Source organism: Myroides odoratimimus (assembly GCF_001485415.1).
Taxonomy (GTDB): Bacteria; Bacteroidota; Bacteroidia; order Flavobacteriales; family Flavobacteriaceae; genus Flavobacterium; species Flavobacterium odoratimimum.
Map to the genome: position 1 here is coordinate 1 of NZ_BCMQ01000004.1, position 25,568 is coordinate 25,568.

15 protein-coding genes are annotated in these 25,568 nt (G+C 34.5%); 8 read left to right on the top strand and 7 right to left on the bottom strand.

Annotated elements, in window-relative coordinates:
* From MODO_RS19320 to MODO_RS04800, 5 genes are all read left to right on the top strand, one after another.
* On the top strand, positions 1-3,904 hold a 3,904-nt coding region (locus MODO_RS19320; RefSeq protein WP_059050776.1), incomplete at its 5' end, for a hypothetical protein.
* Positions 3,905-3,930: 26 nt separating this feature from the next.
* Positions 3,931-6,417 (top strand): phage tail-like protein, encoded by a 2,487-nt coding sequence (locus tag MODO_RS04785; RefSeq protein ID WP_016649266.1) that lies wholly within the window; start codon positions 3,931-3,933, stop codon positions 6,415-6,417.
* A 53-nt stretch (positions 6,418-6,470) separates the two neighbouring features.
* Positions 6,471-9,038: a phage tail-like protein gene (locus MODO_RS04790; RefSeq protein ID WP_059050944.1), complete on the top strand. Its 2,568-nt coding sequence runs from the start codon at positions 6,471-6,473 to the stop codon at positions 9,036-9,038.
* A 956-nt stretch (positions 9,039-9,994) separates the two neighbouring features.
* Positions 9,995-10,924, top strand: a complete 930-nt coding sequence (locus tag MODO_RS04795) for a PorP/SprF family type IX secretion system membrane protein (RefSeq protein WP_059050779.1) — start codon at positions 9,995-9,997, stop codon at positions 10,922-10,924.
* Positions 10,925-10,954: 30 nt separating this feature from the next.
* Complete coding sequence (locus MODO_RS04800; protein ID WP_059050781.1) at positions 10,955-12,964, top strand: OmpA family protein; 2,010 nt, start codon at positions 10,955-10,957, stop codon at positions 12,962-12,964.
* A 151-nt stretch (positions 12,965-13,115) separates the two neighbouring features.
* Here MODO_RS04800 and MODO_RS18960 read toward each other — a convergent pair whose 3' ends face one another.
* Both MODO_RS18960 and MODO_RS04805 read right to left on the bottom strand, forming a co-directional pair.
* Positions 13,116-13,448 carry a HipA N-terminal domain-containing protein gene (locus MODO_RS18960; RefSeq protein WP_081316889.1) on the bottom strand — a complete coding sequence of 111 codons (333 nt, stop codon included), beginning with the start codon at positions 13,446-13,448 and terminating at the stop codon, positions 13,116-13,118.
* Positions 13,445-13,648, bottom strand: coding sequence for a helix-turn-helix transcriptional regulator (locus MODO_RS04805; RefSeq protein WP_059050783.1), 204 nt, complete (start codon positions 13,646-13,648; stop codon positions 13,445-13,447). Before MODO_RS04805 ends, MODO_RS18960 begins: the two co-directional genes overlap by 4 nt.
* A 603-nt stretch (positions 13,649-14,251) precedes the next feature.
* Here MODO_RS04805 and MODO_RS04810 point away from each other — a divergent pair.
* Positions 14,252-14,719: a hypothetical protein gene (locus MODO_RS04810; protein WP_059050785.1), complete on the top strand. Its 468-nt coding sequence runs from the start codon at positions 14,252-14,254 to the stop codon at positions 14,717-14,719.
* 154 nt (positions 14,720-14,873) lie between these two features.
* Complete coding sequence (locus MODO_RS04815) at positions 14,874-15,332, top strand: hypothetical protein (RefSeq protein WP_059050787.1); 459 nt, start codon at positions 14,874-14,876, stop codon at positions 15,330-15,332.
* Positions 15,333-15,395: 63 nt separating this feature from the next.
* Here the strand turns inward: MODO_RS04815 and MODO_RS04820 are convergent, their stop codons facing one another.
* From MODO_RS04820 to MODO_RS04840, 5 genes are all read right to left on the bottom strand, one after another.
* Positions 15,396-15,983 carry a DUF3347 domain-containing protein gene (locus tag MODO_RS04820; RefSeq protein ID WP_006263808.1) on the bottom strand — a complete coding sequence of 196 codons (588 nt, stop codon included), beginning with the start codon at positions 15,981-15,983 and terminating at the stop codon, positions 15,396-15,398.
* 251 nt (positions 15,984-16,234) lie between these two features.
* Positions 16,235-17,821 carry an efflux RND transporter periplasmic adaptor subunit gene (locus MODO_RS04825; protein ID WP_059050789.1) on the bottom strand — a complete coding sequence of 529 codons (1,587 nt, stop codon included), beginning with the start codon at positions 17,819-17,821 and terminating at the stop codon, positions 16,235-16,237.
* Positions 17,822-17,824: 3 nt separating this feature from the next.
* Positions 17,825-19,303, bottom strand: a complete 1,479-nt coding sequence (locus tag MODO_RS04830) for a TolC family protein (protein WP_059050791.1) — start codon at positions 19,301-19,303, stop codon at positions 17,825-17,827.
* A gap of 305 nt (positions 19,304-19,608) precedes the next feature.
* A complete protein-coding gene (locus MODO_RS04835; protein ID WP_059050793.1) occupies positions 19,609-23,424 on the bottom strand; it encodes an efflux RND transporter permease subunit in 3,816 nt (1,271 codons plus the stop codon).
* A 354-nt stretch (positions 23,425-23,778) separates the two neighbouring features.
* Entirely contained in the window at positions 23,779-24,207 is a 429-nt protein-coding gene (locus MODO_RS04840) for a hypothetical protein (RefSeq protein ID WP_059050795.1), read from the bottom strand.
* Between the two features lie 402 nt (positions 24,208-24,609).
* Here MODO_RS04840 and aqpZ point away from each other — a divergent pair, with 402 nt between their 5' ends.
* On the top strand, positions 24,610-25,311 hold the full coding sequence (gene aqpZ / locus MODO_RS04845) for an aquaporin Z (protein WP_006263803.1): 702 nt from the start codon (positions 24,610-24,612) through the stop codon (positions 25,309-25,311).
* Positions 25,312-25,568: the final 257 nt, after the last annotated feature.

Consider the following 25,568-nt stretch of genomic DNA (forward strand, 5'->3'; position numbering starts at 1 on the left):
AAACGCTAAGTTTTCTTTTGATGATACAAAAGCAAATTTAGTAATCACAGATTCAAAAGGTGGAGTGGTTTCTATTTCAACCGATGAGTTAGGCGAGACCATTGCTAAGAACAGCGTATTTGTTACTAACCTTACAGAGAACAAAGAGTTTATAACAAAACTTATTGAAAATAAAGAGTTTATAACAGAGATTACAAACAATCAGGAGTTTATAGAAAACGTAATTAATAAACTAGAAGGTCAGTACGGAAACGTAGGATATGACGTTGCTAAGAATGAGTTTTTCTATATTGATACAGACGGAAGTGTTAAGCCAATATCTTGGTCAGATCTAGATACTGTAAACGCTAAGTTTTCTTTTGATGATACAAAAGCAAATTTAGTAATCACAGATTCAAAAGGTGGTGTAGTTTCTATTTCAACTGATGAGCTAGGAGAGACCATTGCTAAGAACAGCGTATTTGTTACTAACCTTACAGAGAATAAGGAGTTTGTAACAAAACTTGTAGAAAACAAAGAGTTTATAACAGAGATTACAAACAACCAGGAGTTTATAGAGAATATCATCAATAAACTAGAAGGTCAGTACGGAAACGTAGTTTATGATGAGATTACTAAAGAGTTTACTTATATAAAACAAGATGGTAGTGTGGGGGTTATTGACTGGTCAGCAGCGGTTAAATCTGTAGAAACAGAAACAACTCTTATAGCAGAGAAAGATGCTAGTGATAAGTTAACAGGGAAGTATACTTATACTAACGAGAAAAACGTAGTTACTCAGATAGATGTAGTACAATCAGTTATTGATAATAGCAAAACTATCTTTGAGGATAACTCGGTTATAAAAGAGATCATCAACCAAATCGAGAAAGAGGCAGCTCCAGGTACGGTAACAGTTGTTGAAAAAGATGGTGATTTTATCTTTACTTGGAAAGACACCTCTGGTGTAGAGCATACAACAACAATTAAAGAGATTGTATCTAAGTTTGAGACTCTAACTTTATTAACAGGGGCAAATACAGATGATAAAGCTTTACTTGTTTACACAGATGAAGATAAAAAAACTCATGAGTTAGATTTAACGGTTCTACTTCAAAACAGTAGTGTGTTTAATGAGTTTTTGAAAAACTTTGTAAACTCGGTTAGTGTAGATGAGACAATCACGGCAATTGTAGCAGAGCAAAAAGATGGAAAAAACACAGGTAACTATGATTACTATAACGAGGAGCGTGCACTAGCAGGTTATAAACCACTTCGCATTTCTGTTGTTAGCGATGTTGAGAACAATTTCCAAGAGATCATCAATAATAAAAACGTTCAAGAGATCTTAAACAAGTATATCACAGATAACGTAGAAGGAAACGTGACCTATGAAGGAGGTAAGTTCTATGTAACTGTAAAAGAAGGAGATACTTACAAAACAGAACAGATCAATATTGAAGAAATTGTTAAGTTATCAGAAACAGAAACAACTCTTATAGCAGAGAAAGACGCTAGTGATAAGTTAACAGGGAAGTATACTTATACTAACGAGAAAAACGTAGTTACTCAGATAGATGTAGTACAATCAGTTATTGATAATAGCAAAACTATCTTTGAGGATAACTCGGTTATAAAAGAGATCATCAACCAAATCGAGAAAGAGGCAGCTCCAGGTACGGTAACAGTTGTTGAAAACGATGGTGATTTTATCTTTACTTGGAAAGACACCTCTGGTACAGAGCACACAACAACAATTAAAGAGATTGTATCTAAGTTTGAGACTCTAACTTTATTAACAGGTGCAAATACAGATGATAAAGCTTTACTTGTTTACACAGATGAAGACAAGAAGATTCATGAGTTAGACTTAACGGTGTTACTTGAAAACAGTAGTGTGTTTAATGAGTTTTTGAAAAACTTTGTAAGCTCGGTTAGTGTAGATGAGACAATCACAGCAATTGTAGCGGAGCAAAAAGATGGAAAAAACACAGGTAACTACGATTACTTTAACGAGGAGCGTGTACTAGCAGGTTATAAACCACTTCGTATTTCTGTTGTTAGCGATGTTGAGAATAATTTCCAAGAGATCATAAACAATAAAAACGTTCAAGAGATCTTAAACAAGTATATCACAGATAACGTAGAAGGAAACGTGACCTATGAAGGAGGTAAGTTCTATGTAACTGTAAAAGAAGGAGATACTTACAAAACAGAACAAATCAATATTGAAGATATTGTTAGGTTATCAGAAACAGAAACAACTCTTATAGCAGAGAAAGATGCTAGTGATAAGTTAACAGGAAAGTATACCTATACTAACGAGAAAAACGTAGTTACTCAGATAGATGTAGTACAATCAGTTATTGATAATAGCAAAACTATCTTTGAGGATAACTCGGTTATAAAAGAGATCATCAACCAAATCGAGAAAGAGGCAGCTCCAGGTACGGTAACAGTTGTTGAAAAAGATGGTGATTTTATCTTTACTTGGAAAGACACCTCTGGTGCAGAACATAAAAAAGGCCTTGTTGAGCTTATTAAAGAAAACTCTACAGTGGCTAGTTTAGTGTTAAAGGATACTGGAAACACTAATAAAGTTAAAGCTGGGTTTGTTTTTAATAGCGGAGCTAATAATACAGCGGATGTTGTTTTTGCAGAAACTTTAACTGAATTAGAAAAAGGTTATAGAACACATAATGTAAATGGAGAAGATATTGATCTAAAAGAGTATTACTTTATCGATGAGACTAGAAATAGAGATGATGTTATTATTAAAGTCTCTGAAACAATCATAGATGAGTTTGATAAGCTTGTTAAGTTTGATAAGGTGAAAAATACTTTAAATGAGTTCATTTCTAATGTCTCAGGTGATGTATCAGTACTTAAAGTTGGAGAAGATATTGTTATTAAGGATAATAAATCTCAAGTAGAGGTAAACTTAACTAACCAGATTAAAGACAAGGAGACTAAAACTACCCTAGAGGCTGTTAAGTATGATATGTATGTTTACATGGTAGAGGTTAATGGAGAGTATCTAGAGGAGCATACTGATGTTAAACGAGAAGGAGAAACAGCCTTAAGAGAATACCAAGCCACTAAATATGTTTATACAAATGAGTTAGGAATAGAAAAAGAGATAAAAGGTAGCGAACTTTTTGGAGCAACTGGAAGCGGATCAGGTAGTTTAGAGACTCTTACATCTTTGTCTTTCGATGCGAAGTATGGGGAAGATTTAAATGCAGGACAAGCCGGACGACCAGCTCTTATTTATAAAGATGAAGAAAAGAATATTTCTCCAATTTTCATAGATCAAATGTTCCAATCATCAGAAACATTAACTTCTTTAGAGGCAAAAGCCGATACAAGAGAATTAATTTATATTGATGAGCAGAAAAATAAACACTTTATATCATATGATGTTTTAGTTCAAGAGCCTTGGTATACAGGTCAGGATCAACAAGCAACTAAAAATGATCAAGATATCTATACTATGGGATGGGTAGGAATTGGTTATAAGGAAAAATCAGGTGCTCCAAATGAGAAGCTACGTGTTAATGGTAGTATTACTGCTACTAATAGTTACTATGCGGATTATGTATTTGAAAGCTACTTTGATGGATATTCTAGTTTAAAATATGATTATAAGTTTAATGACCTAAACACGGTTGATAGTTATATTAAATCTAATAGACACTTACCTGGTATTACACCAATTAGTGATTTAGAAAAAACTGAGACAGGATACTCATTTAATGTTTCTGAGTTATCAATTCAACTGCTGGAAAAAACAGAGGAGTTATTCCTACATGTAATTGATCAACAAAAAGAACTAAATGCAAAAGATAGTGAGATTAAGGACCTTAAAAAGGATGTTAATGATCTAACTAAGCGTTTAGAGGCTTTAGAGGCATTACTTAAATAATTAAATATTAATCAAATATTATATTGATGAATAGTATAAAAATAAATAAAGTATCTATTAATTCATTTATCTTATTGATTGTAGCTATGTTTTTTAGCATAGCTACATCATTTGCTCAAAATGATTTATATACAACAAAGATAAAAGATGGTAGTGTGGCCAATAGCAGTGCTGCCGCTAGTGAGAATACGGTGCTAGAACTTGAGAGTGTTAGTAAAGGTTTTTTATTACCACGTTTAACCACCTCGCAGCGTAATGCAATTTCAATTGCAGATAAAGAAAGAGGAAATGGACTTACAATCTATAATATTGATACAGATTGTGTTAACTATTGGAGTAAAACAGGAAATAGATGGTTGAGTCTTTGTGGATCATTACCTCCTGCAATTATGGATATATCTAATTGTAATGCTATAAAATTAAGCGCTTCTGGAAGTGATATGTTAACTCAAGGTAAATACTTAAGAGAAACAGATGTATTATATATAACTGTTAAGGTAGAAGAACCAGGATCTTTTAATATCAGCGCGGTAAGTAACAATGGTTATTCTTTTTCTAAATCAGGAACCTTTGATACAACAGGTGTGTATACTATTGCTTTAGATGGTCTAGGAACTCCTTTACAGGCTAATGAACAAAGTGGTGATTTAATATCATTTAGTTTTAATGGTAAACCAGCTCCAACAAATTGTATGTTTAGTATTAAAGTGAAGTCTTCAGCCCTTAGTTTCACACTAGAGCCTCAAGATGTACAAGCTAATTGGGATGCTTATATAGGTGTGCCGTTAAATGCAAATGATAACAGAATAGATCTTACAGTTAATGTAACTGCTTTAGGTTTTTGGAGAATTACAAGTAATAGTGAAAATGGAATGTCCTTTAATGGAACAGGAGAGTTTACCAGTACAGGAAGCCAAACAATCTCTGTTGTAGGACAAGGAATTCCGGTTAAATCAACACCAATAGGCAATCCAAGTATATTTAATTTTACTACAAATTCAAGTGCTAATAACGCACCTACAAATGTTAAGGCTAGAGTTAATGTAAAACCAGTATCTTATAATTATCTATGTGATGACCCAAATAATAAAATAGAGTTTAGAGGTGAGTACAAACAAGATGTTAAACTTGGAAGAAATAATGCTATTTTGTTGCCTGTTACAGTTTTAGCTCCAGGAACTACCACTATTGAGCTTATTGGAACAATGCACGCAAGTAGTGGAAATACGCAGGTTAAATACACAGCTAAAGACGTATATCTTAGTTTTAATAAATCTCGCAACGATGTTCAATACGTAACTTTATATCCAGAAGAAGTATTAGTACCTAGAGGGGTTAGTGCAATAACTTTTGATTCAGCTTTAAATAGTAATATTTGTACTACTTTCCCTGAGATAAAGGTAAAAGAACAAGTGGTTCGCTATAGTGTGGAGTGTAGTAGTGTTGTTGTTAATGGAAATTATTTAGTGGACACAGATATTAGCAAAAATAGTATTTCACTAAAAATAAGTGTTGATTATCCAGGGGATTATTCCATTGTAACAAATCAATTAAATGATGTGAGTTTCTCGGCAAGTGGAACTTTTGATAAACCAGGACAGTATGTGGTGGAGTTAAAACCTTCCGGTAATTATAAACAATCAGGACGTTTAACCTATATGATTACAACAGATAGTCAATCTGGAAGCACAGTATGTTCAACAACTGTTAATGTAATAGATAGAGATATAGTTATATTAACCTTAGGAAACGTAAACTATGGAGCTAGTCCATCAGCAAACACCTATGCGGGAAGTGCTATTTTAAAGAGTATTAAAAACTTCGGACCAAACGGGATTGTTAAGGTAAATAATATAAGAGTGTTAACCACAGGTCTTCAAGGAGAATCTCTACGCAGTTATATTATCAATAATAAAGTAGATATTATCCATAATGTGATTGGGTATAATGCTAATCAAGCTACTTTAAATGTTTTTGATTGGTTTGTGAAAACTGAAAAAGGTGTACTGATTATTAGTGATGAAAACACTGCTCATACCTCTAGTAAACAGTTTATGGAATCTCTAACAGGACAGAGCATTGGTAATGCAAGTGGTAAATTTACAATGATTAATCCTGTTTTAGACTCAGCTCAAGATGAATCTATTGTAAAAGGACCTTTTGGTAGTTTAAAAGACAAGTACATTGGTAATGACGCGTCTAATGGATGGTATTTTGATGGAGTTAGATCAAATACTGAGCTTACCCCACTTATTGTTAGAAATGATGGATCAGGTGATACATGGGGATTAAAACATAAAACTTTAGGTTTTGCTTTCTTCGGAGATGGAGGATGGGTAGTTGGTACTATGACAAACACAAGTACAAATGTTTGGCCATCTAGATACACAGCAGATGGAACACCTATTGGTAAGCCTTACGATAAAGGGTCAACAGTGTATAACAGTGTTCTTTATGCAAATCTAATGGCATGGGCGATAGAATATGTAAAAGAAAATAAATCAGTGAAGTAATTAAGAATTAGGCTAGAGCATTTGTGCTCTAGCTTATTTTTAAAAAAATGCTTATGAGAAAAAATAGAAAATTTAAAGATATAATCCTGTTTTTTTGTTTAGTTATTTTAAGTGTATTTACATCTATAAATGTACAAGGACAAAGAAAAGGAGCTCAGATTTCAGATAGTTCTGTTTTACAGAATACTCTAGATCCATTATCATTTAGTATACTGGATTTAAGTTCTGTAGAACGTGGTTTTCTTCTGCCTCGTATGACAATGGAACAGCGTCAGGCAATACCTGTGAAGAATGTACAACCAGGGCTGATGATTTATAATACAACAAGAGATTGTATGGAGTTTTTTAGCGCAACAAGAAAGCAATGGCTAGGACTTTGTGGAGATGGAGAACCAGCCGAGTTTGTAATTACAGATGCAAGTTGTGGTAAGATTCGAATTGAAGGAAACTATAACGAAGGAGTGTTTTTACAATCACGTGCTAACTTGATTGCTATGGAAGTAAATGTTTCTACCCCTGGAACTTATCAAATAGAGGCAGAGGCATATAATGGAACAGAAAAAAATGGCTATGCTTTTTCCTCAAGCGGTATTTTTCCTTCACCAGGAACATACAATGTTTTTTTAAGAGCAACAGGAACTCCTAAAAAAGGTTATCCAAGAGATAATACAGGTAAGCCTACAAGTGTAGGAGATATAATTAAGTTTAAATTCAACGGTAAAGATATAGATTGTCAAACAAATATTTTTGTAGAGAAAGAATCTTTACAATATCAGATAGATAGAGTTGTACCATCTGGGGAGTTTTACACAGGTGTGAGTTTAAAAGACAAGCGTAGTGGTTTTTTAGATGTACATATTAATCAAATCACAATGGGAGGAATCGTAGAGATTCATACTCCTGAGATTAATGGTATTCGCTTTATAGGAAAACGCGCTTTAACCAGCGCGGAGGTAGCTTCTAAACAGGCTATAATTAGGCTCTATGGTGAAGGAATCCCTTTGCTGCCTCGTACAACACCTATGGACTTTATTAGTAATTCTTATGTTAGGTTAGAACTAGGGGAGTCGCCTAAGGTAAAAGCGGCAAATGTAGATATAGAAAGATTAAACTTTGATGTGCTTTGTGATAATACAGGTCAATACACAATTAGTCATCAGGGAGAGTTTGAGTATAATGAGCCTTTGACAAATGATCATAAATTCAATGTACCAGTTAAGGTATTAGCCCCTGGAAGAGGTAAGCTTGTAGCTACAGTAGATGTTACAGGTAGCGGCTTTGGACAACAAACCCAAAAGATTGAGTTTAGTTCAGAGGTGGTTGATTTTGAGTTTAATTCTCTAAGGGATGATGTACAAAATGTAGTGCTAACTCCAGTTAATGGAACTGGTAAGCCAACTGTATCTAATAAAGATATAACCTTTAAATTTAAGATGCTATCAAAAGGAGCTCATGAGTATGATACTAGTTATCCAATCGAGAACAATGATAGAGATATTGTGGGATGTGAATATAATGTGCCTGTAACAGGAGCTCCTGTGCAGTATGAAATACTATGGAATAATATTCAAATAGGAGGAAAACTCAGACCTTACTCAGTGGCAACTAACGCTAATTATATAGATGTACCAGTTAAGATTATCTTCCCAGGTGAAGCTGTTATAGAATCTGATGTTCAGGTAAATGGAGTAAGTTATAAAGGGTCAAAAGTATTAACAGATAATGATATTAATACAAATGGAGGAGTAACAACTATTCGATTACAAGCCACTGGTAGACCAGAGAAGGCCGATCAATCTGTATTTACTTTAAAAGGAAACAGTATTGGTAATAATCCTCAAATAGGACCTGTTACGGTACCTATTTTGTATAGACCAATGGTTTTATTATCCTCTGGAAATAGTTCAGGATATCGTGTAGATGCAGGAACAAAAGCTGGCTTGTTAAACAATAAGGATTATTTTGGTCCTAATGGACTTGTTAAAATAGAAAGCTTAATTGTTGTTTCAGGAAGTCATACATCAGCTTCAACGTTCTCAACTGCTTTAACAAATAGTAAAGTAGATATAGTTATAGGAACACTAAACTTTGGATTTGATAATACTAAAAATAATGTTCTTTATGATTTCTTAGTTAATCAAAAAGGAGCAGCAATGATTAATAATGAAGCAAATGAATCTTATGCTGCGGCATTTATAAATTTATTAGCAGGAGGAGGAAGTGCAACTATTTCAGGACAAAGTACATTCCATACTTTAGTAAGTATTAATGATCCGCTTCTTGTGGGGCCATTTGGAGACTTAAGAGGCTTAACCCTTGGGGAGGATGTAGCAGGTAGAACAGTTAATAATTTACCGTCTTCTTATATTGCCTACGATGCAGATCCAAACAAACGTTGGGTTATAAGACACAATAAGTATAATTTTGTTTATACAGGAGATAGTGGGTTTATGCAACCAGGTAATGTTTATGGAGTTAGTGGTAATTCTACTAAAGCAACTGTAACAACAGGTAGAGGATCTGCAGGAAATGGTAGTCTTCCAACTTATAATAGTCACTTTACAATGAACTTCTTGGCCTATGCAATTGATCAAATTCAAAGAGATAGACCAAATGAGTAAAAAAATAAAAGAGAGCTGAAAATAGCGCTTTTTAGACAGAAGAGGTAAAATAGGAATAAATGTGTTCTTAGTTTACCTCTTTTTTTTGGTTTATAAAATTTAAATAAGAATCAGTAAAGCAAAATTAATGAGTCTTAGGTTAGTTAAAACTTTATTTTTATAGACTAATTAGAGGGTATAGTAATTAATAAATTAAATGAAGAAAAAGCGTGTATATACTTGTGATGTATCTACTATGTTTTAAGCTAATAAATCAAATAATTCTCCCTTTGATTCTAAGGGTAATTATTTTAAGTATAAAGCTAATTATCACCAGAGAAAGTAAAATAAACACAAAGGAAAGTACCATAAGAAGTATCACAAATACAATCGGATTATTTTGGCTAAATAAGGCCATAGTGTAGGATTACCTGGATTAGAGGTGATCTTTTTTTGTTAAAAGATTCCAAGTTTACGGCTTTTTTTTACCTATAAAATCTTATGTAAAAAGTTGTAATACGACGAAAAACCTCTTGTATTGACAAGAAGCTTAGAATATTTATTAAAAACTGGATAAGAATACTTTAAAAAGTTGTACATAAGGTGAATTTATGCAAATTGTGATATTCGTTTTTTTAAGCAGGTGATTTTTATGTGGATATTGTCTTGTGTGATTAAGTGTTTTTGTATATGTGATTTTTGGTGATTAATTGAAAAAACCTGCAACTAGGGATTGTTTTAAGATTGTTGTAATTTTTTTTTAGTTTTTCTTTTTTTTCGGTATTTAATAGGGTTTTATTCAATAATGATTAGTTAATTGTTTGTTTTACAGGCTTTTTGTTATTTTGTTTTAAGAAATAGTATTGGTAATTAATGAGAACAATAGCAATCCATTTTGTTTTTTAACATTTAAAAATATGGATTGGGTATGTTCTTTGTTAAAGCCTATTTACTAGTAATAAATAACAAAAAAGGTTATGAAAATAAAGGTAGATATTAAAAAGATAGGAGTGAGTTTACTGACTTTAGGATGTTTTACAACTATGCAAGCTCAACAAGACCCTCAATTTACACAATATATGTATAATACCTCAAACATCAACCCTGGGTACTCAGGTACTCGTGGAGTGCTTAATGTTTTTGGTATGTATAGAGCACAATGGGTAGGGCTTGATGGATCTCCTCAAACAGCAAATATATCCATAGATACTCCACTTGGGAAAAATGGACTCTCAGGAGGTATTAACTATACCAATGATAGAATTGGAGCTATGTCAGAGAATAACTTTTCTGTAAACCTAGCCTATGCGGTAGATTTAAATGACCAGTACAAATTATCATTTGGTTTAAAAGCAACAGCAAATCTTTTAAATTTTGATAAAGACAAGCTTGATATATATGATCCAAGTGATGTTTCTTTTGTTGATGTTAATAATAAATTTAGTCCAAATGTAGGAGCAGGATTGTACCTATATTCAGATAAATCTTATCTAGGGGTGTCTGTGCCTAATTTTATGACTACAGATAGAACAGAGAACGAGGGGCAAAAATTAATGCGTCAAAAAATGAACTTTTATCTTATGGGAGGATATGTTTTTGAACTTAATCCAAGTTTAAAATTCAAACCTGCTTTTTTGGCTAAGTCTGTTTCTGGCGCTCCTATGCAGGTTGATTTAACAGCAAACTTCTTGATTATTGATAAATTCACACTAGGGGCATCTTATCGTTGGGATGCTTCTGTAAGCGCTCTGGCTGGATTCCAAATAAATGAAGGATTGTTTATAGGATATTCTTATGATGCTGATACCACTAAATTAGCTAGATACAATTCTGGATCACATGAGGTGTTTCTAAGATTTGATATTTTCAATAAATACAATAGAGTAACCACAGCTCGTTTCTTCTAAAAAAGCTATAAATATAATATAAGAAAAAGAATGAAAAAGATTTACAAAACAGGGTTTATAATGTGTTTAAGCTTGTTTTCTTTGACCAATTTTGCCCAAAACAGTTATGTTAAAAAGGCAAATAAGCAAATACAGAAAATGGCTTATGCCGAGGCAATTACTACTTATGAAAAAGCAATAGCAAAAGGTAAGCAAGCAGATGATATACTTTTTAATTTAGCCAAGGCTTATTATGAGAATGGTATGTACTTGCAGGCAAATCACTGGTATAAAAAATTGTTTGAAAACGTAAGTCAGGCTAGTGATATAAAAGATATAGAGGCTTACTATAGATACATTCAAACAATTAGAACAACAGGTGATTATTTTTTAGCAAACTCAAAGATGGAGCTATTTGCCGAGAAGGCCCCTGGAGATTCTAGAGTAAAAAAGTATTTGAGTAATCCTAACTACTTAGAACAGGTTAATACCAATAGAGATGGGTATAGGGTAAAGCAACTAAATAGCGTAAACACCCCAGGATCTGAGTATGGCTCTGCATTATATAAAGGAGAAATTGTTTATGCATCATCGGCTAAAAAAGGTAAACAAAAAGGTATTCACTCTTGGACCAATGATCCTTATACTAAGCTTTATTCTGCTTCGGTAAGAATTGATGGGTATATTGGCAAGGCGAAACCTTTTGCTAGAAAACTAGAAGGGAATTATAATGAGGCTAATGCTATTTTCTCAGCCGATAGTAGAACCATGTATTTTTCTAGTAATAATCGAGCAGATAAGAACGTGAGATACTCAGATAAAGCTTTACTAGTTAATCTATATAGAGCCTATAGCTTTGGATCAGGAAAATGGGGAGATGTAGAGAAATTAAGTATTAATGTAGAACATGCCAATACAGCTTCTCCTGCTTTATCACCTGATCAAGATTGGATTTATTTCTCATCAGATAGACCCGGAGGATACGGTCAGTCAGATTTATATAGGGCTAAAGTATTTAGAGATGGATCTATTGGAACTCCAGAGAATTTAGGAGATAAAATAAATACAGAAGCTAGAGAGAGTTTTCCTTTTGTGAGTTCTGATAATGTATTATACTTCGCCTCGGATGGTCATCCTGGATTAGGAGGGCTTGATCTTTATGGAGTACAGATTTATCAGGATGGAAGCTTTGGAGAGGTAGTTAATTTAGGTAACTCAATTAATAGCCCTTATGATGATTTTGCTATGTATTTAGATCCTGAGGCTAAATTTGGGTTTATTACCTCTAACAGGCCCAATGGAAGTGGTAAAGATGATTTGTATTATGTGAGAATGAAATTAGGAACTGAGCTTAATATCTCTCAAGATATCACAGGAAAGATCATTGATCAAAAAACTAAGCAACCAATTCTAGATGCTTTTGTGTTTTTATATGACAGTAAACATAGAATGATAGAGCAAATAGAGGTTGACAAGCGTGGTGAATATGTTTTTAAAGACGTAAAAATAAACAGAGATTACTATGTGTCGGTAAAAGCAACTGGCTATGTATCGGAAGAAAAATCAGTAGAAGATGTTACATTAACAGATGTGAAGGTTGTGAATTTTCAGCTTTTAAAAGATCCAACTCTGGATATTGATCACTATAACAATTCTGGTGAAGCACAATTCTATAAAGAGATACAAAAAGGAGAAGATCTAGGTAAACGTTTAGCACTTGCACCAATTTATTTTGATCATGATAGCGCTATAATTAGAATTGATGCTCAGTTTGAGCTTGCTAAAGTAGTTATGATGATGAAAAATAATCCAACTATGAAAATACAGGTTCGTTCACATACAGATAGCAAAGGGTCGGATGCTTATAATATGGGATTATCAGAACGCCGAGCTCAAACAACAGTTGATTGGTTAATCTATCAAGGTATTAATCCTTCTAGGTTAAGCGCTAAAGGTTATGGTGAGACTAATATTATTAATCATTGTCAGAATAATGTTCCTTGTTTAGAAAAAGAACATCAACAAAATAGACGTAGCGAGTTTATTATCATGGAGTTATAATATGTAGTCATTATAAAATAATATGTAGTAAGTAGAGCTACCTTCTTATAAAAAGAAGGTAGCTCTTTTTTTATAGGAGATTTTTCTTTGTCTTTTGAAGTGTTTTTTATAGAAAAGAAGTTGAAAATAGATAGAGATTTTGGATGTACAATTATTCATGATTTTCCGCCTCCATCGGATAAACTGAGACAGCTCCAATAGTGTCTCTACATAAGTTGATTAATAATTCAGATCGGTCACGTGGATTAAGCTTCCAATGTTTTTCTCCGATGTCTAGTAACCAACCTTCAGGAATTAACCCATCGAAAAAAGGAAAAAGTACATTACTATGATAAGTTTCTTCAGATAAGGGTAAACTAATTGGCTTAGGATTAGTTGTTTTTAGATAATCCTTTTCATAGTAAAACGAGTAACCATTATCTGTTTCAAGAAGATAACCAGCTAATTGATCTTGGAAATATATTTTCGCTTGTCTTACCTTTATTCTCTAGTTTTATCAATTACACCTACTTCTTTACCAAATAAAGCTAGCACATCGTTTACTTTGTCTAAACGGAGTGTTTTTTTGCCTTGTTCTAAATCACGTACAAAACGCAGTCCTACACCAGCATTTAGTGCTAAATCCTCTTGTGTAAGCTTTAATTCTTTTCGTTTTTGCTTTACAAATAATTGTATTGAATCCATATTTATACCTGAAAAGGTATAAATATACATAAAAACATTATATAATACCTCTTCGGGTATAGTTTGTACTTAATTTATTTTTTTATACCCGATAGGTGTTATTTTATGAGTTAAATAGAAAGTGTTTTTAGTTGGAAAATTCTTAAAGAATAAGCTTCTATTTATATGTTTTTTCCTCTGATAAGTTTAAGTCAAAGATTCTATTTTTTCATTCTTGATTAGAAAGAGGTCAAAAATAGTATTGGTACAAACAACGCACTACTTCTATAAGTGCTTCTGCTGGTCTATGGAAAAAGAGTCCTTTCTCTGTTGACATACTATTTCAAACAGAGATACGCAACCTAAAAACAGAGGAAGAAACAACGATTAACCTTTATGAATTAACAAGTTATAACTATTTGCCAGAAGTAAAGTTTAATTATGTATTGTCTAGAAAATGGCAAGCTCAATTACAGCTCTCTGCTTAATTGACTACTTTAAAAGAAAAAGAAAATAGATATAGTTATAATAGGGTAAACGATGATTTTTCTGGTGTTTATGATTATGTTAAAAAAGGAGAGATAAAAACCCTATGTACTAGATGAGAATCAATATAGAATTGAGGTGAGTACTACTTATAGACATAGTCAGTTCTGGTTATACAGTTTAGGGGTGAGTTACCAAAGAGACAGCTATGATGAGTATTATAAGCAGACACTTTTTAAATCTCAACTTGATAAACAAACTCCAAAGGCTGAAGCTAAGGTACTTTATCAAAAACAAAAATATCAAGTAGGAGTAGGAGTGAGTTTTGAAGCTCAGAAATCACAAAAAGCTTTTACACAAGAAGATACTACTTTTCAAAGTTTGTATCAAGAGATTTACCTTCCTGCTTTTAGATATCGAGCGATGGATAAAAATTATTTGACACTAGAGCTAGATTATATGTACAGTCTAAAAGAGAGACAGCAGATAGGAGCTAGATTTACTTTAGGTAAACTATGGGCAGATAAAAGTGAGTTAATACTAAATGACCAGGCTTATAAAGTTAGAGTTCATCAAGTTTATATGAGTTTATATTTTCAGTTTTAGTACGTATAACAATAATTAGATTTTTATAAGTATCTTGCTATCAGTCACTTTTTTTCTATAGATATGTAAAGCTGTAAGGACGAGTCATTTATAGGGTATACCTTTGTCGTTTCTAAGGAAACGAAAGAAGTAGTATTAATAAAAAAAATATGAAATGAAAAGAATTGTTCTATTACTAATGATGGCATCTATATCTCTTTCTTGTTCTTCTGATAATAATGAGGTAAATGAGAGTGAAATAGTTGATGGAATTTCTACCTCAACTAAGATTCAAACACCAAAATGGCTTCAAGGAAATTGGAGGATAAGTGGGGGGACTTCACCATTTGTTCCTGGTTTTAGTATTTCTTTAAATGAGTTATGTTTCATTTCTCTAACAACAGAATGTTTTCAAGAGATGATTAATCAGGCTTATCAAGTGAATCCTGATGTAGTCAAAGTAGAACAAGAATATAGAGAAGGATTACAACAAGGGTATAGAGAAGGATATTATCACCTATCTATTTACCTTAATAATACTACAAAAGAATTTATATTTACTGAAAAAAGTAATAGTGAGGTTAGATATAAAATGGAAAATGTAAAAGGTACCTTATTTAAAGTTTATGAATAATATTCCAATAAAAATAGAAAGGCTGTCCACATCGGACAGCCTTTTATTATTTAGCCTATAAGCCTATTTAGTTTCAAATGTGATTTTGTTTTGATTAGCACCACATTTAAGCATTGAAGAACCGTATAATGGGTTAGATAGGTCTTCTACATCACTTAGCCATTGACCACCTTCACCGTTGTTGTACATTGGGCAGTATTGTTCAAATACTACTCTGTCTGTTCCTACCGTATTGATTAGTTTTACTAAATCTTCTGTTAGGTCTTCGAATTCTTCTCTTTGTACTTTGATGTCTGCTACGTCAATCTTAGTAGCTGTTTCTACTAATTCTTTCACTAGTTCTTTTGCCTTAGCATCTTCTGTTACTACTGCATTAAGATTAGTTACTAATGTTTTACTAGCTGTCGCAGCTTCTGCTTGATTGTCTTCTTGAAGTGCTTTTTTAACTAAGAAATAAGCATCAAGAGTAGATTGTAATACAGCAGATTCTTTTACTGTTGTTACTTTTTCAGCAGCGCTAGCTGTAGTGTGATCATCGTGATCATGTCCTGCGTGTTCTTCTGTTGTTGGAGCTGTTGTTTCTTGTTTTTTGTCATTACATGCAGTAAGTGTGAAAGCTAATACTGCAAAACTTAAAATTACTTTTTTCATTTGATTGTTATTTGATATTTGTTCTTTTTATTTCAAGTCACAGATTATAAATCTGCGACAACATCTTTTTTGTCAAGTAAAGTTAGAAAAAAGAAGGTAGAGTAGGTCTACATTCTTTTTTCTGTTTTTTGTGTGTTGTTATAGACATGTATATACATTTTGGACAAACCACATCACATTATCTAAGTATCTAATACCTTAAAAGGCACCCATTCCTAATTCTTAACTCTTAATTTGAGCGAAGCGACTTACTATCTTTCGAATTGGCAACAGCTGTGTAAGGCTTTATAATCTGCATCTGTAGCTTTGTCTAGTTCTGTATCATGTCCTACCTTGGCTACAGCTTTAGATATAGCTGCTTTAGAGGTTAGTTTTTTATCAAAGTTAAGGTGTAGTACCTTTTCTTTTACATCCCAAGAAGCAGTAGATACCCCTTTTACTTTTTTAGCAGCGGTTTCTATTCTCTCTTTACACAGGTCACAGTTTCCTTTTACTTTAAGCATGGCATGTTCTAGATTAGCACTTGCTGTAGTGCTGTGATCATTACCATGATTAGCGTGACCTGTAGCAGCAGGAGCATTATCATTGTTCATCATACTGCGTTTTCCTTCTAACTGCGCACTAGCATCAACGGTAAATACTCCATTAGTTACGATTTCTTCTCCGTTTTCTAATCCTGACATCACTACGTAGTTTTCTCCTAGGGAAGGTCCTAATACGATTTCTCTTAGCTTAAAGGCAGGAGTAGCAGTATTCGGTTGTTTTACATAGATTACAGAGCGTTTACCAGTCCATAGTACAGAAGATTTAGGAATGACCATTTCTTTATTGTACTGTTTTAAAGGAGCTGATATTTTTGCACTCGCGTACATTTCAGGTTTAAGGTTATTATTTCTATTATCTGTTTCAACCCTTACTTTTGCTGTTCTAGAAGTAGCGTCTATAATAGGGTTGATAAAAGCAATTTTTCCTTTAAATACTTCTCCTGGCAAACTCTGCAATGTATATTCTAATATATCTCCTTCTTTGATAAATGGAAGGTCATTTTCATAGGCATCAAATACAGCCCATAGTTTAGATAAATTAGAAATATTATAAAGCACAGTTCCTTGACTGATATAATCACCTTGGTTAACATTTTTTGCCACGACAATACCACTTGTATTTGCATGTACAGATACATAAGGAGAAACATTCCCTGTGCTTAAAACTTTGCTTATTTGAGCTTCAGACATCTTCCAAATGCGCAATTTCTCTTTAGCTGCGTCTAATAATAAGGGCTGTAAGTCTTTTAACTTAGCGGCTTCTAATAACTCTTGTTGAGCGGTTAGTAGATCAGGAGAATAGATAGTAGCGATTAGTTGTCCTTGTTTTACAGCTTCTCCTGTAAAGTTAACATATAATTTCTCAATACGACCATTGACATGTGAAGTTTGAGATTGTTGTAATCGCTCATCTACTTGTATGGTTCCATAGAGTTGAATGTCTTTTACAGCATCTTGATGCCCTACCACAGTAGTCTGTATATTAGCTAGTGCTACTGCTTCTTTAGACATCTGGATTGCCTGATCGTCTATTGCATCATCACCACCATCAGAAGACTTAAGCGGAATTAAGTCCATAGCACATAAAGGACATTTCCCTGGTTTATCCATTTTGATTTGCGGGTGCATAGAACAAGTCCATACCGTATTTCCCTCTTCTGTAGTAGCTGGTTCTCCATTGTGCTGATGCGATCCTGCACCACCAAAGACCATCCATCCTAATAATAACCCTACAAGTAATATTGCACTATAACGTACAATATTGTTTTTGAATATATTTCTTATTTTGTCCATTGCCTAAATATTTTGTGTGTTGTCACGTATTGCTAATAATTTTTTGATAGAAGCTACCATGGTATTGTAGTTAGCAATTGCTTCTGCTTTTTTTAATTGGTAATCTAATAATTGACGTTGTACTTGTATTACATTGGTTAAATCACTTTTACCTGTTACAAATTCTTTGATAATAAGGTTATAGGTCGTCTCAGCTAATGTAGTTTGCTTCTCATACAAGGTGACAATTCGTTCGGCATCATCTAATTGACTTTTGTATCCATAATACTCACTTTTTAAAGTATTGTAAGTGTCTTCGAACTTCTGATCACTAGACTTCCACCATAGTTTACCTTCTTCTTGTTGAGCTTTATACTTTTTGCGGAAGATAGGAAGGCTAACTGTTACCATCGGCATAATCATATCTTTCCCATTCATATCTCCCATAGCCAGCATTTTATCATTAGTCTTTCCGATAATCATATACTGCAATCCAAGCCCTATCATAGGGTAGCTCATTTTCTTGTCCATTTCTGCTTTTGCTTTATAGGCAAGACCTTCTTCTGTGATCATTGAAAGCATAGGATTATTAGCCTCTATGGCAAGAAGAGCATCTTGCTCTCCATAGATAAAGGAAGTTTTCTCTATTTCACCTAATACTACTTCATGGTTTGCTTCTCTGTTTAAAAGAGCATTGAATTTTGCTTTCTCTGCTTTTAATTGAGAGTGTAAGCTTTCAATATTATTCTCTATCTCTATAAGCTCTAATCCGATACGCAATACATCGGACATTCCTGAGGCGCTACTGCTACCCATTTCGCTCATACCTACACCAGATCCCATAGAAGAAGACATTGCTGGTGCGCTACTAGCAGTAGCGCCACCACCCATACTCATTCCCCCCATACCTGCTGATGTAGAAGCGGATGGAGTAGAGGCAGTCTTAGTGCTTACTTGTGGAGTTGCACTTGGTTTTGCTGTATTTGAAGGAGCAGAGAACTTTCTAAGAGCTAATTGTTCTAATTGTTGTAAGAGTTTTTTGTTCTCTTCATTATTTCTTAATTGTTCGTTTAGCTTCTGCATGGCATACCACTGGGTATGTACTTGTAAAGTAATATTATCAACGACTTCTTTGTACTGCTCATTTTGCATATTAGCCATGTGACCAGCTTCTATGCGGGCACTCTTACGGGTACCAAACCAAGGAAGCATCTGCATGATACTTACATTACCAATAGAGCGTCCACCGACAATATCCATAGGCTCTGTATAGAAGTCCATAGATAGTTCTGGATCCTGAAAAGCACCTGCTTGTGGAATCTTTTGTAAAAAGGCTTCATGAGCAAATTTCTGTGCTTTAATCCCTGGGTTATTCTCTATAGCTACATTGAGATAGCTTGATAGAGAGTCTTTAGGCTGCTGCTGCGCTACAGCCGTAGCAGTGAAGCTAGTCACTGCTAAGAAGGCCGAAGCTAAATATATATACGTTTTATTTTTGTTCATTGTTTTTTTTAGTTTACGGTTTACAGTTCACAGTTTATGTCGTCACGGATTGGAAATCCACACCATCATACTTCGTTTAAGTTGCCCAAAGTCGGGAGACTTTGCGCAGCGAGTATAGTCACAGATTGCAAATCCACATAATCATACTTCGTTTAAGTTGCTCAAAGTCGGAAGACTTTGCGCAGCGAGTTATGTCCTGAATGTGACACGCATAATAATGCGTCTCTACCTTAGTGTATTGTGTGCCGACAGTGTGTATATAATGCCCGTAGGGCAACCATTCTTAATTCCTAATTCGTAATTAATTAAGCGGAACGCTTAATTGCCCATTCTCTCCACCAACATTGGAATACGGGTACTACAAACATGGTCATGGACTGTATTAGCATTCCTCCGAACGTAGGGATGGCCATTGGCACCATAATTTCAGCTCCTTTACCCGTAGAGGTCATCACAGGAAGAAGTGCAATTAGAGCAGTAGCAGTAGTCATCGCCGCTGGTCTTACACGTTTTAGCCCTGCGTATACTACTGCTTCTCGAATCTCTTCTTTAGTCTTAGGATCTCTTGCCTCGAAGGTGTCATGTATATACGTTCCCATTAGTACTCCATCATTGGTAGCTAATCCGAATAAGGCGATAAAACCTACCCAGACTGCTATACTCAGATTGATATTGTGCATTTGGAATAAGTCTCTCATATTCATATCTCCGATAGAGAAGTTCATAAACCAAGGCTGTCCGTATAACCAAAGTAAGATAAAACCTCCTGCAAAGGCTACAAACACTCCTGAGAAGTGAATAAGCGATGCCGCAATGGTTTTAAACTGGAAGTACAGAATCAAAAGAATCGCTAATAAACTAAGTGGTACGATATATAGTAATCGCTGAGAAGCTCTTTCTTGTTGCTCATAATTACCAGCGAACTTATAGGTTACTCCTTTTGGCAGGGTAAGCTCACCAGAGGCTAGCTTAGCTTGTAATAGCTTATCTGCCTCGTGTACTACATCTACTTCAGCTTTTCCTTCTATTTTATCAAAGATGACATAACCAAGTAAGAAGGTATTCTCACTCTGAATCATCTGTGAACCTTTAGCATACTCTATATCCGCTACTTCGCTTAAAGGGATTTGAGCTCCTGTAGCAGTAGGGATTAACATTTTTGCTAGTTCTTCTGGGTTATCTCTTAATTCTCGAGGATAACGCAATCTTACTGGGAATCGCTCACGTCCTTCTACAGTAGTGGTCAAGGCCATTCCTCCGATAGCAGCACCGATTACATCTTGCAAGTCAGATACAGTAATTCCGTATCTAGCCATATTATGTCTGTTTAGGTGAATCTCTACATAAGGAGCACCTACGGCGCGATCATAGAACACAGTAGAAGGCATAATAGAAGGGATATCTTTAAGCGCAGTCTCTAATGCTTTTCCACCTGCTTCTATAGATTCTAAATCTGGTCCAGATACTTTTAATCCCATTGGCGCACGCATACCTGTTGATAGCATCACAAGTCTTGCCTCGATAGGCTGAAGTTTAGGAGCCGAGGTTAGTCCAGGCAAGTGAGATACATTGACAATTTCTTGCCAGATATCATCTGCTTTCTTAATCTCAGGGCGCCATTGACGGAAGAACTTACCATCTTTGTCTATAATTAAACTATCTCTAGGGATAAGTCTAAAACCATCTTCTACATTATAAGTCGTTCCATTGATGAGTTCAAACTCTCCTTGTTTATTCACTTTAAATCGTTGTCTATGCCCATTGTCATCTAGGATATACTCTGATCTATAGTTGATCGTATTCTCAAACATCTGAGTAGGAGCAGGGTCTAGAGCAGAGTTTACACGTCCCCATTTACCTACTGTTAATTCTACTTCAGGAATATTGGAAATACGTCTATCTAGTGTACCGATAAACTGAAGGTTCTGTTCAATACCTGTATGAGGCATACTTGTTGGCATCAGTAAGAATGAACCTTCGTTAAGACTAGGCATAAACTCCTGTCCAATACCAGGGAAGGTCTCTGTTGATTTTTGCCAAAAAGCAGTTTCTCTAAATGATTTCCATCCCACAGTCTCAAAGCCTTTGGCTACAAAACCAAAGCTCTTGTCTGCACCTAACCATACTAGCATTCCGAATAATAATGTTAGAATAGGAATACTCATGAACTTCCAGCGGTGGGTAAGTGCCCATCTTAAGATTTGTTCATAGTAAATCACTAATAACCACAATACACCTAATATAGATCCGATAGCTAAGAATACAAAGACAAAGTTTAGTCCTGTACTCTGCTGCGTCCCTAGTGGTAGCCATTCTACTGTAAGGTAGTATAAAGCCACAAATAGGGTAAGGGCTACATTGATATAATTCGCTATTGTATCTCCTTTCCAGCCTGGTGTAAACAGATTATTAATAGCTACTAATGTTAGCGTCACAGCGATAAACTCGCCTGTGTAGATCCACAGTCCTATACCTACTACAGCTAAGATATAATTGGCTATTTTGCGTACTTTTTGTTTGTCTATTTTAATAGAATATACATAGTATGCTATCGTAGGAAGCACGATGATCCCTAAGATAAATGCTGATAATAGAGCGAAGGTCTTGGTATAAGCTAAGGGTTTAAACAGTTTTCCTTCTTGGGCTTCCATTGCGAATACCGGTAAGAAACTGATAATCGTGGTTAGCATAGCTGTTGACAATGCACCTGATACTTCTGATACCGCTTTTGTAATAAGGTTGACAAAGGCCATTCCCTTACTTTGTATTCCTTGGGCTCGTTCTTCTTCCATGTACCTGATGATACTCTCGACAAAGACGACGCCAACATCCACCATAACTCCAATAGCAATAGCAATACCCGATAGGGCAACGATATTGGCTTCTATCCCCATATACTTCATAATGATGAAAGTCGCTAGTACTCCTATGGGTAGAATACTAGAGATAATTACTGACGCGCGCAAGTTTATAACCAATACGATTACTACGATGATACAGATTAATATCTCGTGTGCTAAGGCTGTTTCTAGTGTACCTATTGTTTCTTGTATTAATCCTGATCGGTCATAGAAAGGAACTACGGTTACTTTAGATATGGTACCATCAGCCAGTGTCTTTTGAGGAAGCCCAGCTTCCATCTCTTTTATTTTAGCTTTTACGTTACTAATCACATGCATAGGGTTAGCTCCATAACGAGCTACTACAACACCTCCTACAGCTTCAATGCCCTCTTTATCTAGACCACCACGACGTGTAGCTGGCCCTAAGTTAACGAAGGCGACGTCTTTAATTTTTACAGGAACATTGTTTCGTACTGTCACTACAGCGTCTTCTAGATCCTTGACATTTTTAATGTATCCAAGACCGCGTACTAAGTACTCTGCTTTATTAATTTCGATGGTCTCTGCTCCGATGTCCAAATTACTTTTCTGAATCGCAGACATCACATCCATTACAGATACGTTATAAGCGCGCATCGCATCAGGATTTACTTCTACCTGATACTCTTTTACATATCCCCCGATAGAAGCTACTTCAGAAACTCCTTCTGCAGCAGATAAGTTATATTTAGTGTAGAAGTCTTGTACCGTGCGCAGCTCGTCTGGATCCCATCCACCTGTAGGTTCTCCTGTCTGAGGATTACGCCCTTCTAGGGTGTACCAATAAACTTGTCCAAGTGCAGTAGCATCTGGACCTAATGAAGGGATTACTCCTTCTGGTAATGTACCAGCAGGTAGAGAGTTTAGTTTCTCTAAGATACGCGAGCGGCTCCAGTAAAATTCTACATTCTCTTCAAAAATGATATAGATAAACGACATCCCAAACATAGAGCTACTACGCACTGTTTTTACACCAGGAATACCCAGTAGAGAAGTCGTTAGCGGATAAGTGATTTGCTCCTGAATATCTTTAGGAGAGCGCCCCATCCACTCGGTTGCTACGATCTGTTGGTTTTCACCGATGTCAGGTATAGCATCTACTGGCACAGGATCACTTGGCAACATATTTTGGTGCCAGTTAAATGGAGCTGTTATTAGTCCCCATACAATAACTACTACCAGTAGTAATAGAGTGATTACTCTATTGTGTAAGAAGTACTTAATGATTTTATTAAGCATAAGATATATATTATACTGTATTAATAAATGACATCTGCTAATCCTTTATTTTATGCAACAATAGGTATGCCATATGCTTAGGCATTATTTATAAACCTAAAATCCGATAAAAATAAATTAGCGATGATAACTAAAAAGGTAATTATCATTTGATCCACAGGTAGGTACTATTACTTCTTAAGAAGGGATATTTAAGTATTTACGTTGCTATATACTTACTATGTGTACATAGTAAGGTAAGTACTTTAAATAATACTTTCTTATCTAGTAATAGAGTGAAATGGTGTGGATGAAGTAACTAATATAAAAGTAACCTAAAGGTATAGGTGTGAACTAGTTACTTTTTTTAGAATATCATATACGATAAATACAGATATAAGACAGGGGGTCTATATCTTTATACTTAAATCCAGAAGGAGAAACAGAAAGGGGAGAAACAGATACTAAATCAATAGATTTTAAATCTTCTAAGTAATTAGAGTTAAACCATTTCGATTTAATATTAGCTGTTTTAGCCTTTGTATCTTGAACAACTTTAGGTGTTTGTACTTTTAATTCTGTAGAGGTAACTAATACTCGTGAAGCAACTGTACAACAAGGCATATTCATATCCATACCGCGAGAACCTTGCTCCATATCACCACTACAACAAGACATACTACCTTCACTACTTATCTCCATACCACAAGTCATCACCTCCTCCGTGCAAGACCACTCTATAATAGGGCTAGCCGTCACTAGGAAGGATAAGAATAGGAATAATATGGATAGATATTTCTTCATTTAATGTCTAAATTGTTCAAAACGATGTGACAAAGATACTTGTTTTTTAAACATATAGATAGGCTTTAAGTAATTTTTACAGACGTAAAAGCACTTTTATTTTTATACTTATACAATTATTGTTATTTGTTGTATAATTCTTGTCTATTATTGGTTTTACTTCTTTTTGACACTTGTGAATAGTATCCCTATTAGGGTTAAAATTTTAAAAACTCAATAATGAGTTTTTGATGCTAGACTTAGTTAGATTATTTTATTGAAGCTTTTTACTCTTATTTTTTTTGTTTTTAATGGTGTGTTAATATATTTGATTTATTCTTATTTATAGTGTTAAACCATATTCGCACTATGTGACTATTATTATTTTAGACAGTCTTAATAGTAAACATAATTTAAATTGCTATGAAAAATTATTTTGCTGAGTTCTTCGGAACTTTTTGGTTAGTATTAGGAGGGTGTGGTAGTGCTTTATTTGCTGCAGGGGTACCTGATGTAGGAATCGGATTTGTAGGGGTGTCTTTGGCTTTTGGACTGACGGTTTTGACTATGGCTTATGCGGTAGGGCCTATTTCAGGAGGTCATTTTAATCCTGCTGTATCTATAGGAATGTATATAGGGGGAAGATTTTCAGGAAAAGAAATTCTACCTTATATCGGTTCCCAGCTAGCAGGGGCAATATGTGCTGCAGTTGTATTATACCTAATCTATATGGGGAGTTCAGTTTGTTGTATTGATAATACGTTACCAGGAGCATTTGCTGCCAATGGATATGGGCATTTATCACCTAGTGGTTTTAATCTACTATCTGCTTTTGTTACAGAGTTTGTATTAACAGCTTTCTTTATTCTAATTATTCTAGGTGCTACAGATAAGAAAGCAAGTGGTAAATTCGCAGGGATAGCCATTGGACTAGCGTTAACTTTAATTCATTTAATCTCTATTCCTATTACCAATACTTCTGTGAATCCTGCTCGTTCTATTTCGCAAGCACTTTTTGCAGGAGGTGAGTATATTCCTCAACTTTGGTTATTTATCACAGCACCTATATTAGGAGCTATCGTAGGAGGGGTGATTTATAAGTATCTTTTAGAAGAAAGAAATTAAGAGATCCTGTTTATATATTGGGATTTCATGTTTAGTTAAATGTATCTCCGTTTAATGACATAATTCATTGAAAAGTCGTCTATTAAGCAACGTATAGAAAACAAAATATATCATAATCCAATATGTTTGCTCAATTCATAATGGAATAAAGAGATGAATTAACAACAATTTGTTTGTGGAGTGTTTACCAAATATTTAAAATACTATCTAAACTAGTTTAGGATAAAAGGAATTGATACCTAATTGTTATCAAGAGC